Source organism: Vibrio sp. CAU 1672 (assembly GCF_029223195.1).
Taxonomy (GTDB): domain Bacteria; phylum Pseudomonadota; class Gammaproteobacteria; order Enterobacterales; family Vibrionaceae; genus Vibrio.
The window spans coordinates 20,011-35,256 of sequence record NZ_JARHUF010000032.1; the positions used below are offsets into that span (position 1 = coordinate 20,011).

Below are 15,246 nucleotides of genomic sequence, written 5' to 3' on the forward strand. Positions count from 1 at the left end.
CGGGTTGCCATTGGTGTGTTCAGCTTGGCAGTCGTGGCGAGTCCCGTCGAGAAAGCGGAGTGAGAAATGTCGGGTGGTCAACGCTTTTCAGTTCGATGTCTATCCGATAACCGTACTCAGGGTCTGAAGTAAAATACTGCTTCCTGCCACAGTGAAAACCACCGCACATAAGCCATCGATATAACTGCTTGCTTGCTGCATCCGGCGTTGTAAACGCGGGGTGGAGAGCATCCACGCCAGAGTTGAAAACCACAGCAGTGATAAACCAAACAGGATCACCAAAGCCATACCTTTGCCGGAAAGCGACATCCCCGAGGGGACCAAACTCGACATCAAACTGATGAAGAACACCAGGGCTTTGGGGTTAAGGATATTGGTGGTAAAGCCTTTAGCAAACGCCTGGCGTTTATTACCGATCACCAGGTTGTTGGTTGTTGCGGGCTGATCCGCAAGCGGGTTTCTGAGCATGGCGATGACGGCGCGCAGTGCACCAATACCCAAATACAGCAGGTAGCTGCCACCAAGCAGCTGCACCAGCGTATAGAGTAACGGGTGTTGATGGACCAGATAGCTGACCCCGGTCAGGCTAAACAGTGAATGGAGCAATATCCCTACAGATAAACCCAACGCAATGTACAGCCCGGTTTGACGTCCGTGGCGGGTGGCGTTTTGCACCACCAGAGCGAAGTCCGGGCCCGGACTTAGCAAAGCGATAAAATGGATACCGGCTAAGGTAACTAAGATGGTGATTTCGTTCATAGTACATCTCGGAAATTAACATTGGCGGTGATTATGCGGCGGTGTTGTGCTTGGCGCTTGTACAATTTTGACACTTTAGCCGTGGATTTTGGAGGGAGAAACCCCGTAGGTCTGTTTGAACGCTTTGCTGAAGTGGGCTTGATCATAAAACCCTACTAAATGGGCAACCTCAGTACCACACTGACCTGCCTGCAATAGTTTTAGTGCGTGTTCCAAGCGCAACCGGGCCAGCCAGGCGTACGCTGTTATACCGGTACGGGCCTTAAAATGGCGTTGAAACTGGGTTGGACTTAACGCACATAGCTGCGCCAGTGTATCGAGCCGAATGGCCTGATCCAGGTTGGCCATTACGTAATCTTTCAGTGTGGTGAGTGATTGGGTGCCAAGTGGGATCACTTTTTGACGGGTTAATGATCCATAACGGTCTAAAAGTTGGTTAAGCCCTTCAAAAGGGAGGCAATCTTTAGTCAGTTGGCAGAGGTTATCATCACGGAGCAGGGCATGCAGGTTGCGCAATTGTAAAAAAATCGGCAGATCCGAGATGATCAACCGGTCAAAGCAGATAATTTGACCAGTTTGCTTAAGATCGGCCAGATCGTTAAGTAAGTGGGGGGCGATTGCGAATACGTTGACTTGGTAGCCACTGGCAAGGTTCGACTGGCCGTCGTGCAGTTCATCGGGTGGCATGAGCACAATCTGCCCATGCCCAACCTGATGGTTACACCCCTGATAACGGAATTTCTGTTCGCCATGGGTTATCAGGCCGAGGTGAAAATCCAGGTGGTAGTGGCGCTGGAAGGCAAAACTCTGGTATTTGGCCTCAATGAGACTCAACTGTTCATGCTCGGTGGAGTAGTAGTGGATCTGTTCCATTAAATACAAAAACGCTTGGTCACATAATGACCAAGCTTATCTGCGATGGAGCAGTTTGTCATGTAAAAAACGATCACTGGGCGCGAATCGCTTTGCGTGACCGGCGGGTGTTGCGCAGGCCATCAAAGCTGAAGAGCAGCAAAGCTCCCCAGATAAACGCGAAGGTGATGGCTTTGTCACTGGTGAAGGCTTCACCGTAGACCATAACCGCCAGCAGGAACATTAAGCTGGGGCCAATATACTGGAAAAAACCCAATGTCGACAGTTTCAGCCGGGTAGCCGCACCGGTAAAACACAAGAGTGGCAAGGTAGTGATCACACCGGCGGCGATCAGCAAACCATTGAGTGTTGCTGGGTTAGCGAATAAGTTGCTGGTCGGTGACTCAGCGAGAAACAGCAAGTAAACCACAGCCACCGGCAACAGTATCAGGGTTTCAATAAACAAGCCAAGCAGGGCACTGACACTTACCTTTTTGCGTAATAACCCATAAAAGCCAAAACTCATCGCCAGGGCAATGGCCACCACTGGAACCGAGCCAAACACCGCCAGCTGTACGCCGACACCACAAGCGGCCAGTACTACGGCAAACCATTGCAGCTTGTTCAAACGCTCGTCTAAGAAAATCATTCCCAGCACCACGTTGATCAGCGGGTTGATGTAGTAACCCAGGCTGGCATCCAGCATGTGGTTGGAGTTCACCGCCCAAATAAAGATCAGCCAGTTGGCGCCGACGAGAACGGCTGTCGACACCAGATAGATCATTTTGGTTTTGCTTTTGATGATGTCGGCAACTGCGCGCCAGTAGCGGCCGAAATGGATGAGGGCAGCAAGCAAAAAGAATGACCACACCACACGGTGGCTGAGAATTTCCAGTGGTGACACATCAGCGATCGACTTAAAGTAAATTGGCGCGATACCCCACATGGTGTAGGCGCTGATAGCAAGCACAATGCCTTGTCGGGTACGTTGTTGTTCTTGTGTCATCAATGGTTCCCTGGAGATGGTTTATACAGCAGAAAATCAGTATACGAGTTGTGAACTGAATCACCTAACAATTTGCGGTTTTATTCACCACAAAACCCCATTACAATGTGCTATTCCTTTGTGTGCTGGTGGCATGCAAAAGCACTTCTATGATGACCCAATCTGAGATAATTCATGACCTCAACCTTGTTAGCTGAACAACCCGACTTGCCCGTAACGCCTCAAAGTGTGCTGGAGGCGATCTTCGGTTATCAGCAGTTCCGCGATGGTCAGCAGGAGGTTATCGATGCTGCGGTGGATGGCAGGGATAGCCTGGTGATCATGCCGACCGGTGGAGGTAAGTCACTCTGTTATCAAATCCCGGCACTGGTCCGCTCTGGGATCACCCTGGTGATTTCACCGTTGATTTCCTTGATGAAAGATCAGGTAGACCAGTTAAAAGCTAATGGGGTCGCGGCGGAGTGCATTAACTCGACGATGAGTCGTGAAGCGTTGCTCAGTGTATATAACCGTATGCATTGTGGTGAAATCAAGCTGGTGTATGTATCGCCGGAACGTGTGCTCATGCGTGATTTTATCGAGCGGCTGGAGCATTTACCGCTGTCGATGATTGCGGTGGATGAAGCGCACTGTATTTCGCAGTGGGGGCATGACTTCCGCCCCGAATACGCGGCGCTGGGCCAGCTGAAACAGTATTTTCCGCAGGTACCGTTCATGGCATTAACCGCCACCGCGGATGATGCAACCCGCAACGATATTCTCAGTCGCTTGCAGCTCAGTCAGCCCCACGTTTATTTGGGCAGTTTCGACCGGCCTAACATTCGTTACACTTTGTTGGAAAAGCACAAACCCATTTCGCAAATCATCCGTTATCTGGATAGCCAAAAGGGTAACTGTGGGATCATTTATTGTGGTAGCCGTAAGAAAGTTGAAATGGTCACAGAGAAACTGTGTAACAACCACATTCGCGCCGCGGGCTATCATGCCGGGATGGAGGCGGATGAGCGTGCTTACGTACAGGAAGCCTTCCAGCGGGATGATATCCAGATTGTGGTGGCTACCGTTGCGTTTGGAATGGGCATCAATAAGCCCAACGTGCGCTTCGTGGTTCATTTTGATATTCCACGCAATATCGAATCCTATTATCAGGAAACCGGCCGGGCAGGGCGTGACGGTCTGCCTGCTGAGGCGATGATGCTGTATGACCCAGCAGATATTAGCTGGCTACGGCGGATGTTGGACGAAAAAGATGACGGGCCGCAAAAACAGGTGGAAAGCCATAAGCTGAATGCGATGAGTGCGTTTGCTGAAGCCCAGACCTGCCGCCGTCAGGTGTTGCTCAATTATTTTGGTGAATACCGCGATAAGCCCTGTGGTAACTGTGATATTTGCCTGGACCCACCGAAACATTTTGATGCGACTGATGAAGCGCGGAAAGCACTATCGTGCGTATATCGTGTCAATCAGAGTTTTGGTATGGGGTATGTGGTGGAGGTGTTACGCGGGATGCAAAACATCCGGGTGCGGGAAAATGGCCACGATAAGATTTCTACCTACGGCATCGGCCGGGATCACAGCCATGACTATTGGGTGAGTATTTTCCGTCAGCTGGTGCATAAAGGCTTGCTGTTCCAAAACATCACGCGTAATTCGACCCTGCAACTCACCGAAGAAGCGCGACCGTTACTTCGTGGCGATGTGTCATTAGAGCTGGCAGTGCCGCGTCTTGATACGGCGGTACGTGCGGCGAAATCAGACAAACTGACCAGCAAAAACTACGACAAGAAACTGTTTGCCAAACTGCGTAAGTTGCGTAAATCGATTGCTGATGAAGATGGCTTGCCGCCTTATGTGGTATTCAGTGATGCGACGCTGATTGATATGGCCGAAATCCTACCAACCTCTTATGGTGAGATGCTGGCAGTCAGCGGGGTTGGTCAACGCAAACTCGAAAAGTACGCGGATCCATTCCTTGACCTCATTCAAGAACACATTACTCAGCACGGATAAGGAACAAAGATGCACAAGGAATATGGCTTAGCCGAGTACATGACCGGACAAGGGCGCTTAATTATCACCGCGCCCAGTTTCGATTTGGATACTTTCCCGCGACTGGGTGAGCGTTTGGTTGGTCTGTTATCTGCGTCAGTGATTGAGAAACAGTGGGATGGCGATATTCACTCCTGGCTGATAGACTTTGAAGGCTGTCGATTGTTTATGAAAGCCGAGCATTATAGTGAGACGATTTGGTTTGAAGCGCTCACGATTGCAGAAAGCCGTGAAGAGTTGGATTATTTAGCCGGGTTGTTCCAACGCGGCTTCTGAGCGATCTTTTCTTGTTCAAGGATGTTTCACATGAAACGCCTGATTGTGGTTTGACGACGAAATTGCATACTAAAACGTTTGCGTAAAACAGGCGACTTGCGGGGGACATTGGTTAATGTATAATCGCCCGCCGTGCCGCTCTGAATGAGTCGAGCCGGTTTATTTTCTGTTTTACATTGTTGGTAAGAGTGGTTCGCTGGCGAACACACTCGATTTGGGTTCCCTCACCCCCAAACCAAACTAAAAAGGTATCGCATGAGTAACTTTACCCCTGCGCAGCAGCGCAACGCCCTTATCTATCTGGTTTTATTCCACCTTATCATTATTGCTTCCAGTAACTATCTGGTTCAGCTACCGTTTACGGTTTTTGGTTTGCACACCACCTGGGGGGCATTTACCTTCCCGTTTATCTTTTTGGCCACAGACCTGACCGTACGTATCTTTGGTGCCCCACTGGCGCGTAAGATCATCTTTTTGGTGATGCTGCCGGCTTTGGCGGTGTCTTACTTACTGTCGGTGGTCTTTTTTGAGGGGCAGTTCCAAGGTTTTGCTCACCTTGGGGAATTCAACCTGTTTGTGGCACGGATTGCGGTTGCCAGTTTCATGGCGTATCTGCTTGGGCAGATCATGGATGTGCATGTATTTAACCGCTTGCGTCAGATGAAGCAATGGTGGGTCGCACCCACCTGTTCAACGCTTTTCGGTAATGCACTGGATACTATCGCGTTTTTTGCAATTGCGTTCTATCAAAGCCCCGATCCGTTTATGGCTCAGCACTGGACGGAAATCGCGCTGGTGGACTACGGTTTCAAACTGGTGATTAGCCTGGGTCTGTTTGTGCCTATGTACGGTGTGCTGCTGAACTACCTGATCAAGAAGCTGACGGCCGTAAACCCGGACTTCAAGGTGAGCACGACCGTTCAGTCTTAATTTCGATGGGAACCCCGAAAGCCGCTTGCTTAAATCAAGCGGCTTTTTTGTATCTAAAGCAAGCGGATAACGTACACTTTGTACAGTATGGCAAGTAATTAGATCATGGGTGACCCAAAGCTCCCTTAGCTGTACATCTCAAAAAACAGTAGCAAACCAGGCAAGAAAAAAGGCCCCATATGGGGCCCTTCGCGAAGAGATTAGCAAGTCACTATGTTTAGCGGCCAGCCAATGTCGGTTTGGCGGTTGGACTCAATTTCCAGCTCTGCGGCGGTCAGCGGGTTGGCTGCCAGCCACTGGGCGTCAATGCTTAATGACAGGTTGTCACCCTGTGCGGAAAGAACCACCTCTGGCTCCAGAGTCGGATTACGCCGGTGGGTTAACAGTACCGCAAGACGCAATAAGCGCAGCACGCGTTTGGCGCTGCTGCCAGACAGTGCATGTTGCTCTGGCAGGGAAGTCAGTTGCTCTCGGTAACGCCGGGCAATTTCGCCGATAAAGAATTTCTGGGCACGAGTGAAGCCGGGTAAGTCGAGGTTCTGCAGTAAGTAAGCGCTGTGTTCACCACCCTTTTTGAAATCGATGGTTAACCCAATTTCATGCAGTTTGGCGCATGCCTCTAATAGCATTTTACCTTGCGGCTCAGCAATCCAGTTTGCTCCCCCGGCTTGCTCCAGTAGCTTGCTTGCCAGTTTGGCCACTTGTTCGCCGTATTGGCAATCCAACTGGTAACGCGTCTGGACACTGCAAATGGTGCGGGCACGGATATCATCCTGGCGCAGTTCGTCGACCATTTCGTACACCAGGCCTTCACGTAATGCGCCGCCGGCCAGGGTCATGGTCTCGATTTCCAGCAACTCAAAAATCGCGATCAGAATAGATAAGCCACTGGGGAACACTAAAGCCCGTTCAAGTGTCAGGCCTTCAATCTCCAGCTCTTCAAGGTGATCTGCCAGCATGGCTTGTTTTTGCAGCCGCTTGAGTTTGGAGTGAGTAATTACTTCGTCCATACCCTGTGCCAGCATGATCTCTTGCAGTGCCTGAACGGTACCCGAGGCGCCGACACACACATCCCACCCCAGGTCAATATACTGCTTGAGGATCGGCTGCAAAGTCTGTTTGGCGCCTTCAATCGCGGCATTGAAGTTATGTACATTCAGCTGACGGTCTTTAAAGAAATTCTCCAGCCAGGTCACGCAGCCCATTTTCAGGCTGGTTAACGCTTTGGCTTCAAAGCCTTCGCCGATGATCAGTTCCGTGCTTGCACCACCGATATCGACCACCAGACGCCGACCACTGCCGCCGGAAGTGTGAGCGACGCCTTTATAGATGGTGGCGGCTTCTTCTTCGCCGGAGATCACCTCGATCGGGTGACCGAGAATGAGATTGGCCTGGCTAAGGAACGCATCTGCATTGGTGGCGGTACGCAGGGTCGCGGTGCCGACAATGCGAATATTCTGTTGCGGAATATCCTGCAAGCGCTCGGCAAACAGACTTAAGCAGTCCCATCCTCGCTGCATAGCTTCCATACTAAGAGAATTATGTTCATCTAAGCCCGCTGCCAGACGAACTTTGCGCTTAATTTTAGCCATGGTTTGGACGCTGCCATCGATGTGACGCACCACGAGCATGTGAAAACTGTTCGACCCGAGGTCGATGGCTGCATACAGCGGCGATGATCCTGCTTGACTCATATACGACGTCTGCTTCCTTTACTGTTTGTGGGTTGACGACGGGCGCGCTTGGCGTGGTCGACGACCTTGTGGTTTACGGTTACCCGAGCGGTTACCACCGGTGTTGGTGCGGCGTTGCTGGGCTCGGGGTGCCCGCATGCGAACTGGCGCCGGTAAGTCTTGGATCAGTGCCGAGGCATCGTATTCCGAAACAGGAATGGCGTGGCCAATGTACTCTTCGATGGCCGGTAAGTTGATTGCGTACTCTTCACAGGCAAAGCTGATCGAGTGGCCGCTGGCGCCGGCGCGGCCGGTACGGCCGATACGGTGGACATAGTCTTCGCAATCGTCAGGCAGATCGTAGTTAAATACGTGCGTAACTTGAGGAATATGCAGACCACGGGCAGCCACGTCTGTCGCGACCAGCAGGTCAACTTCACCCTGGGTGAACTGCTCCAGGATTTTCTCACGTTTTTTCTGTGGAACGTCACCGGTGAGTAGACCTACTCGGTGGCCGTCCGCCGCCAGGTGGCCCCAAATCGATTCACACTTATGTTTGGTGTTGGCAAACACAATCGCACGGTCTGGCCACTCTTCCTCAATGATGGTTTGCAGTAAGGCCATTTTGTCTTCGTTTGACGGGTAGAACAGCTCTTCCTGGATACGGTGACCGGTTTTTTGCTCCGGCTCGACGACTACATGTTCCGGGTTGTGCATATGTTCGAAGGCCAGTTCCTGGACGCGGTAAGACAGCGTTGCCGAGAACAGCATGTTCAGGCGCTCTTTTGGCTCAGGCATTCGGCGGAATAAGAAGCGGATGTCTTTAATAAAGCCAAGGTCGAACATACGGTCGGCTTCATCCAGAACCACGGCTTGGATGTTGTTCAGGTTGAACACGCGCTGTTTATAGAAATCGATGATACGGCCGGTGGTGCCGATCAGGATATCTACGCCGTCTTGAAGCTTAGCCAGCTGCTTATCGTAGCTTTCGCCGCCGTAAGCCAACGCGGCTTTGATGCCGGTACTGGCGATCAGCGGCTCAGCATCGTTGAAGATCTGAATCGCCAGCTCTCGCGTTGGTGCCATGATGATCGCACGCGGTTGCGTCGGTTTGCGGCCCTCATGCTCTGGAGTTGTCAGCAGGTGATTAAAGGTAGCAGTAAGAAACGCGAGCGTTTTACCAGTCCCTGTTTGGGCCTGGCCTGCGATGTCTTGGCCGGTGAGCAGTACCGGCAACGCCAAGGCTTGGATCGGGGTACAAAATTCGAACCCTTTTTTTTCCAATCCTTCAGTGATTTGGGGATTTAATCCTAAATCGGCGAACTTTTGCTCTGTGATATGCGTCTTTTTCATGACTATAGAATATCAGCTAAAGCTTGCAATACGAAAGTAAATACATTCCAATAGGGCATCTATTTACTGGTTATCATCCAACCAGTTTCGAAAAACACATTGGAGTGGAAGATGAGTGATAAGATTTTGCAGCTGACTGATGACGGTTTTGAAAACGATGTAATCAACGCTGCAGGCCCGGTGCTTGTGGATTTCTGGGCAGAGTGGTGTGGTCCCTGTAAAATGATTGCGCCGATTCTGGATGAAATCGCAGAAGAGTACCAAGGCAAACTCACTATCGGTAAACTAAATATTGACCACAATGCTGGGACACCACCTAAGTTTGGTATTCGCGGCATTCCAACGTTACTGTTATTCAAAGACGGTAACGTAGCTGCGACAAAAGTTGGAGCTTTGTCTAAGACTCAACTGAAAGAGTTTCTGGACGCAAACCTATAATCAGGCAGTGATTAAAGATGAAACCGTGCAAAGTCTCTCTGCACGGTTTTGTTTTTCTAACTCTGGACTAGAATACTAATTAGTGCTAACTTATCGCGCGTTAATTGAACAGATATCTCTTCTTGGTCGATCCTGAGACCAAATCCATCTTAACTAGAAAACAGATCTTATTTTGACTAAACAAGAATCCACCACCATGAATCTTACCGAACTGAAGAACCGACCTGTGTCTGACCTTGTTAAACTTGGCGAAAGCTTGGGCTTAGAGAACCTGGCTCGTTTAAGAAAACAAGACATCATCTTCGCGATCTTAAAAGCTCACGCGAAAGGCGGCGAAGACATCTTCGGCGATGGGGTTCTGGAAATTCTGCAAGACGGCTTTGGTTTCCTGCGTAGCGCCGACAGTTCTTACCTTGCTGGTCCGGACGATATCTACGTATCACCAAGTCAGATTCGTCGTTTTAACCTACGCACAGGTGACTCAATTGCTGGTAAAATTCGTCCACCAAAAGACGGTGAACGCTACTTTGCCCTGCTAAAAGTCAACACCGTTAACGACGACAAGCCAGACAACGCTCGTAACAAGATCCTATTTGAGAACTTAACGCCTCTACACGCTAACGAGCGGATGGTAATGGAGCGTGGTAACGGTTCGACAGAAGATATCACAGCACGTGTTTTAGACTTGGCATCACCAATCGGTAAAGGCCAGCGTGGTCTGATTGTTGCGCCGCCTAAAGCGGGTAAGACCATGCTGCTGCAAAATATCGCTCAAAGCATCGCCTACAACCACCCAGAGTGTGAGTTGATGGTACTACTGATCGACGAACGTCCAGAAGAAGTGACCGAGATGCAGCGCCTGGTGAAAGGCGAAGTGGTTGCATCAACGTTCGATGAGCCAGCATCTCGCCACGTACAGGTGGCTGAGATGGTTATCGAGAAAGCAAAACGCCTGGTTGAACACAAGAAAGACGTGGTTATCCTGCTTGACTCTATCACTCGTCTGGCGCGTGCCTACAACACGGTTGTACCGTCATCAGGTAAAGTACTAACAGGTGGTGTGGATGCGAACGCTCTGCATCGTCCTAAGCGTTTCTTTGGTGCGGCTCGTAACGTAGAAGAAGGCGGTAGCCTAACTATCATCGCAACAGCGCTAGTGGATACTGGTTCTAAGATGGATGAAGTTATTTACGAAGAGTTCAAGGGTACCGGTAACATGGAACTGCACCTGAACCGTAAGATTGCAGAGAAGCGTGTTTTCCCTGCGATTGACTTTAACCGCAGTGGTACTCGTCGTGAAGAGTTGCTGACCAAAGCGGATGAACTGCAGAAAATGTGGATCTTGCGTAAGATTGTCCATCCAATGGGCGAAACTGATGCGATGGAATTCTTAATTGATAAATTGGCCATGACCAAGACCAATGACGAGTTCTTTGATGCGATGCGTCGTCAATAAGCATTGAACGCAAGTAGCAAGTTTGACAAAAGCCACCGTATATCGGTGGCTTTTTTATTGCTTTCTTCTGAATCAAGCATCACAATGACAAAAGTTGTTATCGGGAGATTAACATGCAACACGGAATGTTGTCGTCACTACTCCTGAGCTTGTCACTCATTGCTATCCCAATCACAGTACCTGCGAAGGAAATGCAGACGCTGGTGGCGGAACGGTGGCTTCAGGATACTCAAATACAGGTTAAGGTCGATCAACTGGTGGGTTATGCCGTCAAAGACGAAATTGACTCATTGCAGTTTGCCTTAGACCGGCTGGCTTTACCGCAACAAGAAGTTGTGCGCTTTCTGTTGCTTGAGCAACTGGAAAAACAGGCGTTCATTTTAACCCCGCAGATGGCTATTTTTGTTGAAGCCCAAATCCGAATCTCTCCGACATACCAAGTGACAGAGTATGGTGATGGCTATGAATTTAGTGTTCCGGCATTTAATTTTCCTGCCATTGCCAGCCGTTTGCTCAAGCGTTGGAAACAAGACCAAAGTATCCTCGATTTTGTTCTTCAGGCTGAGCGGGAGGAGTTAGATCTCAGGCAGTGGCTGACAGGGGACTCTCAGCAAGTGCAAACCAGGGAAAACCTGCTTATCCGTGAACTGGACTCGCTTTCTCCACAAGCTTTGGATTCGCTGACACTCCAGCTGACCCAGACCAACGTAACCAGCTGGCTACCGTCAACGGCGGTGATTACTCGCTTAGCCCAAGTCAGTCAAGAGCAAGCGGTGTATGATTTGCTTTGGCGAATGCGGGCGGATTACCACAGTCGAACTGCGATCACTCGGCTGGCTCTGGTCGGGGATGATTTTGCTCTGCAGCAATTGATGAATGCCACCCAAAACCCGACGTTAAAACCTTATGCCATCAGCTTACTTGCCAAATCACACCCACTCAAACCCCAAGTGAAGCAATTTTTGATCGCAAAAATGGCGTTGTCCGATGAAGCGGCACTGGTGGCAGGGGAGCTGGTGAAACAAGGCCATCAATCCTGGCTGCGTGAGTTGGTATCAAGCAATGCTCAGGTGCAACGCCGCTCAATAGAGAATGCCTTACATTAGTTGGCTGTATACCCACACAAAATAGAGGGACCTAAGCGTCCCTCGATTTGCTATACTGCCGACAGTTTAAACAGCCAGTGTAAAGATCTATGAGTTTTAAGGATTTACGCGAATTTATTGACCATTTGGAAAAGAAAGGTCGACTCAAACGCATTACTCACCCAGTTGATCCCGCTTATGAAATGACAGAGATCAGTGACCGCACCCTGCGTGCCGGTGGCCCTGCACTGTTGTTTGAAAAACCTGTCGGTTACCACTTCCCCGTTCTGACTAATTTATTTGGCACCCCTGAGCGGGTCGCCATCGGCATGGGGCGTGAAGAGGTTAAGGAGTTAAGAGAAGTCGGCAAACTGCTGGCTTATCTGAAAGAGCCTGAGCCACCCAAAGGTTTTAAAGATGCGCTGGAAAAGCTGCCAGTGTTCAAGCAAGTGTTGAATATGCCGGTCAAGCGTTTGCGCAAAGCGGCTTGTCAGGAGGTTGTCTGGCAAGGTGATGACGTCGATTTGGATAAGATTCCGGTGATGAGCTGCTGGGCAGAGGATGTCGCCCCACTGTTAACCTGGGGATTGACGGTGACCAAGGGACCGAACAAGAAGCGTCAGAACCTGGGGATTTACCGTCAACAAAAAATCGCTAAAAACAAAATCATCATGCGCTGGCTGGCGCATCGTGGTGGTGCACTTGATCTGCGTGACTGGTTGGAAACTAATCCAGGTCAACCCTTCCCGGTCTCGGTGGCATTTGGCGCTGATCCGGCGACTATTCTTGGTGCGGTCACCCCAGTACCAGATACCTTATCTGAATATGCGTTTGCCGGGCTACTGCGCGGCAGTAAAACTGAAGTGGTGAAGTCGATCAGTAACGATTTGGAAGTCCCAGCGAGTGCTGAGATCGTGATGGAGGGCTACATCGATCCGAAAGAGTTTGCCGAAGAGGGGCCTTACGGCGATCACACCGGTTACTATAACGAAAAAGAAAAGCATCACGTCTTTACCATCACCCACATTACCATGCGTAAAGCCCCGATTTACCACAGCACCTACACCGGTCGCCCGCCGGATGAGCCTGCGGTATTAGGGGTGGCATTAAACGAAGTGTTCGTGCCCATTCTGCAAAAACAGTTCCCTGAGATTGAAGACTTTTATCTGCCACCAGAGGGATGTTCATACCGAATGGCGGTCGTCACGATGAAGAAGCAGTATCCGGGACATGCGAAACGCGTGATGATGGGGGTATGGTCTTTCTTACGCCAGTTCATGTACACCAAATTTGTCATTGTGTGTGATGAGTCGGTAAATGCACGTGACTGGAATGACGTGGTCAAAGCCATGACTGAGCATATGGATCCTGTTCGGGATACCGTGATGATCGACAATACGCCAATCGACTCATTAGACTTTGCTTCACCGGTGGCTGGCCTGGGCTCGAAAATGGGCTTAGATGCAACCATCAAGTGGGATGCTGAGTTAGCCGCTCGTCCACAAGTGAGCAAACGCGATTGTAAAGCGATTACAGAAGCTGACTTAGGTGCACTAAAACAACAGCGTCCGGAAATTGTTGACATCTATCTGCCACTAACGACAAATGATCAGTTTGCTGTGGTGACGATGAAGAAAGACCAAGCGGGTCAGTCTCAGGCGCTAATGAAATATCTGTGGGATTTCTTTGCAGACTTCAACGACAACAAATTTATTATCTTGTGTGATGATGACGTTGATGCACAGGACTGGAATGACATCATCTGGGCTGTGACCACACGCATGGATCCGGACAGAGATACTATCCAGGTCCGTGGTAAAACGGCAAGTTCATCCAAACTGGGACTGGATGCGACCAACAAGTTCGAAACCGAAGTTACACGCGAGTGGGGAACCCCAATCAAAAAAGATCCTAAACTTGTGGCTAAAGTCGATGCGATTTGGGACCAGTTAGGTATTCTATGACTCATCAAGTCCGCCTTCTTCCCGCAAAGGTAATGTTTGAGGTCAAAGAGGGGGAAACGGTGCTGGAAGCCGCGCTCAACAATAATATTCGCTTCCCTCACCGTTGCCAGGTTGGTGCTTGCGCCATGTGCATGTGGAAAAAACTCGCCGGAGAGGTGAGCTACCAGCTGGAGCCGATGTTAACCGATAAAGAGCAGCAGCAAGGGTGGGTTTTCCCTTGCCAAGCCTATGCAGAAAGTAACTTAGTGCTTACTTTTGACGAGTAAGCGAGAGGAGCACCATGAGCATCCAATGTAAAGTAAAGTCTATTCAGCCGTTAGCTTGTAATACTTACCAAATCCTTCTTCATCCCGAATCCCCTGTGGCATTTAAAGCTGGTCAATATCTGATGGTGGTGATGGGGGAGAAAGATAAACGTCCGTTCTCTATCGCCAGCAGCCCATGTCGCCATGAGGGTGAGTTGGAGTTGCATATTGGTGCCGCAGAGCACAATGCGTATGCGCTGGAAGTCGTTGAAGTGATGCAAGCCGCGTTAGAAACGAATGGTCAGATTGAAATCGATGCCCCTCACGGTGACGCTTGGATCCAAGAGGATAGTGAGCGGCCTCTACTCTTAATTGCTGGCGGGACAGGGTTTAGTTATGTACGTTCAATTTTGGATCACTGTGTGGCTCAGAACAAAACCAACCCTATCTATCTATATTGGGGGGCTCGTAATGGTTGCCAGCTGTATGCGCAAGAGGAGTTGGCTGAGATCGCTAGCCAGCACCACAATGTTCATTTTGTCCCAGTGGTCGAAGAAGCTCCGGTTGATTGGCAAGGAAAAGTGGGGAATGTACTGCAGGCAGTCAGTGAAGACTTTGTAAGCTTAGAGAACTTCGATATTTATATTGCTGGACGCTTTGAAATGGCGGGTGCTGCGCGAGAACTTTTCACGCAAAACAAGCAAGCTAAGTGCGAAAGAATGTTTGCAGACGCGTACGCATTCATTTAAATCCTGGCTTTCAGGTAAAAAAAGAGGGTTTTTTACCCTCTTTTTTGCGTTTTTGGTGAATTAATCGGCGAACGTTCAGTTTTTTCGTTTTTTTTTAAAAAAAGGGGTTGCGCTCCGATCTTAACTCCCTATAATGCGCATCCACCGACACGGCAGACGCGATAAGGCTTCCGCTGAGTTGGCGAGGTGAAAAGCTTCTGAGAAAATTAATTGAAAAAAGTGTTTGACACTTTCAGTTATCTCGCTAGAATTCACCTCCGCTTTGAGAGAAAAATCTTCTTGCAAAGCAAGCTCTTTAACAATATAGACCTATCAATCTGTGTGGGCACTCGTTGATGATAATCCAATTCGATACTTCGGTATCAAATTAGGTTTCAATGAACTGAGTGACCAATCAAGTCTTCGGACTTG

14 protein-coding genes are annotated in these 15,246 nt (G+C 49.7%); 9 read left to right on the forward strand and 5 right to left on the reverse strand.

Going from position 1 to position 15,246, the window contains the following annotated elements:
• Positions 1–99: 99 nt before the first annotated feature.
• The 3 genes from P2G85_RS19330 to rarD form a co-directional block, all read right to left on the reverse strand.
• Positions 100–759, reverse strand: coding sequence for a LysE family translocator (locus tag P2G85_RS19330; protein ID WP_275865700.1), 660 nt, complete (start codon positions 757–759; stop codon positions 100–102).
• Between the two features lie 75 nt (positions 760–834).
• Entirely contained in the window at positions 835–1,632 is a 798-nt protein-coding gene (locus tag P2G85_RS19335; RefSeq protein ID WP_275865701.1) for an AraC family transcriptional regulator, read from the reverse strand.
• Positions 1,633–1,705: 73 nt separating this feature from the next.
• Positions 1,706–2,620, reverse strand: a complete 915-nt coding sequence (gene rarD, locus P2G85_RS19340) for an EamA family transporter RarD (protein WP_275865702.1) — start codon at positions 2,618–2,620, stop codon at positions 1,706–1,708.
• 171 nt (positions 2,621–2,791) lie between these two features.
• On the opposite strand from rarD, the gene recQ reads away from it, so the two are divergent.
• The 3 genes from recQ to P2G85_RS19355 all read left to right on the forward strand — a co-directional run bounded on the left by recQ (position 2,792) and on the right by P2G85_RS19355 (position 5,872).
• Complete coding sequence (gene recQ / locus P2G85_RS19345) at positions 2,792–4,627, forward strand: ATP-dependent DNA helicase RecQ (protein ID WP_275865703.1); 1,836 nt, start codon at positions 2,792–2,794, stop codon at positions 4,625–4,627.
• Positions 4,628–4,636: 9 nt separating this feature from the next.
• Entirely contained in the window at positions 4,637–4,942 is a 306-nt protein-coding gene (locus tag P2G85_RS19350) for a DUF3630 family protein (RefSeq protein WP_275865704.1), read from the forward strand.
• A gap of 255 nt (positions 4,943–5,197) precedes the next feature.
• Positions 5,198–5,872: a 7-cyano-7-deazaguanine/7-aminomethyl-7-deazaguanine transporter gene (locus P2G85_RS19355; RefSeq protein WP_275865705.1), complete on the forward strand. Its 675-nt coding sequence runs from the start codon at positions 5,198–5,200 to the stop codon at positions 5,870–5,872.
• A 200-nt stretch (positions 5,873–6,072) separates the two neighbouring features.
• On the opposite strand, the gene gppA is transcribed toward P2G85_RS19355, so the two are convergent.
• On the reverse strand, positions 6,073–7,566 hold the full coding sequence (gppA, locus tag P2G85_RS19360; protein WP_275865706.1) for a guanosine-5'-triphosphate,3'-diphosphate diphosphatase: 1,494 nt from the start codon (positions 7,564–7,566) through the stop codon (positions 6,073–6,075).
• An 18-nt stretch (positions 7,567–7,584) separates the two neighbouring features.
• Entirely contained in the window at positions 7,585–8,898 is a 1,314-nt protein-coding gene (rhlB, locus tag P2G85_RS19365; protein WP_275865707.1) for an ATP-dependent RNA helicase RhlB, read from the reverse strand.
• A 111-nt stretch (positions 8,899–9,009) separates the two neighbouring features.
• On the opposite strand from rhlB, the gene trxA reads away from it, so the two are divergent.
• The 6 genes from trxA to fre all read left to right on the forward strand — a co-directional run bounded on the left by trxA (position 9,010) and on the right by fre (position 14,835).
• Positions 9,010–9,336, forward strand: a complete 327-nt coding sequence (gene trxA, locus P2G85_RS19370; RefSeq protein ID WP_275865708.1) for a thioredoxin TrxA — start codon at positions 9,010–9,012, stop codon at positions 9,334–9,336.
• A gap of 196 nt (positions 9,337–9,532) precedes the next feature.
• Positions 9,533–10,792, forward strand: a complete 1,260-nt coding sequence (gene rho / locus P2G85_RS19375) for a transcription termination factor Rho (RefSeq protein ID WP_187567812.1) — start codon at positions 9,533–9,535, stop codon at positions 10,790–10,792.
• 113 nt (positions 10,793–10,905) lie between these two features.
• The gene (locus P2G85_RS19380; protein ID WP_275865709.1) at positions 10,906–11,898 is read left to right on the forward strand and encodes a hypothetical protein; all 993 of its coding nucleotides are present in this window, start codon (positions 10,906–10,908) and stop codon (positions 11,896–11,898) included.
• Between the two features lie 89 nt (positions 11,899–11,987).
• A complete protein-coding gene (gene ubiD / locus P2G85_RS19385; protein WP_275865710.1) occupies positions 11,988–13,841 on the forward strand; it encodes a 4-hydroxy-3-polyprenylbenzoate decarboxylase in 1,854 nt (617 codons plus the stop codon).
• Positions 13,838–14,107, forward strand: coding sequence for a 2Fe-2S iron-sulfur cluster-binding protein (locus tag P2G85_RS19390; RefSeq protein ID WP_275865711.1), 270 nt, complete (start codon positions 13,838–13,840; stop codon positions 14,105–14,107). The genes ubiD and P2G85_RS19390 overlap by 4 nt, the downstream gene beginning before the upstream one ends.
• A 14-nt stretch (positions 14,108–14,121) precedes the next feature.
• Positions 14,122–14,835, forward strand: coding sequence for an NAD(P)H-flavin reductase (fre, locus tag P2G85_RS19395; protein ID WP_275865712.1), 714 nt, complete (start codon positions 14,122–14,124; stop codon positions 14,833–14,835).
• The last annotated feature ends 411 nt before the right edge of the window (positions 14,836–15,246 follow it).

Coding starts and splice junctions, on each gene's coding strand:
- P2G85_RS19380 (WP_275865709.1), top strand. CDS start 10,906: ATGCAACACGGAATGTTGTCGTCACTACTCCTGAGCTTGTCACTCATT.
- fre (WP_275865712.1), top strand. CDS start 14,122: ATGAGCATCCAATGTAAAGTAAAGTCTATTCAGCCGTTAGCTTGTAAT.
- P2G85_RS19390 (WP_275865711.1), top strand. CDS start 13,838: ATGACTCATCAAGTCCGCCTTCTTCCCGCAAAGGTAATGTTTGAGGTC.
- ubiD (WP_275865710.1), top strand. CDS start 11,988: ATGAGTTTTAAGGATTTACGCGAATTTATTGACCATTTGGAAAAGAAA.
- P2G85_RS19335 (WP_275865701.1), bottom strand. CDS start 1,632: ATGGAACAGATCCACTACTACTCCACCGAGCATGAACAGTTGAGTCTC.
- P2G85_RS19350 (WP_275865704.1), top strand. CDS start 4,637: ATGCACAAGGAATATGGCTTAGCCGAGTACATGACCGGACAAGGGCGC.
- gppA (WP_275865706.1), bottom strand. CDS start 7,566: ATGAGTCAAGCAGGATCATCGCCGCTGTATGCAGCCATCGACCTCGGG.
- rho (WP_187567812.1), top strand. CDS start 9,533: ATGAATCTTACCGAACTGAAGAACCGACCTGTGTCTGACCTTGTTAAA.
- trxA (WP_275865708.1), top strand. CDS start 9,010: ATGAGTGATAAGATTTTGCAGCTGACTGATGACGGTTTTGAAAACGAT.
- rhlB (WP_275865707.1), bottom strand. CDS start 8,898: ATGAAAAAGACGCATATCACAGAGCAAAAGTTCGCCGATTTAGGATTA.
- P2G85_RS19355 (WP_275865705.1), top strand. CDS start 5,198: ATGAGTAACTTTACCCCTGCGCAGCAGCGCAACGCCCTTATCTATCTG.
- P2G85_RS19330 (WP_275865700.1), bottom strand. CDS start 759: ATGAACGAAATCACCATCTTAGTTACCTTAGCCGGTATCCATTTTATC.
- recQ (WP_275865703.1), top strand. CDS start 2,792: ATGACCTCAACCTTGTTAGCTGAACAACCCGACTTGCCCGTAACGCCT.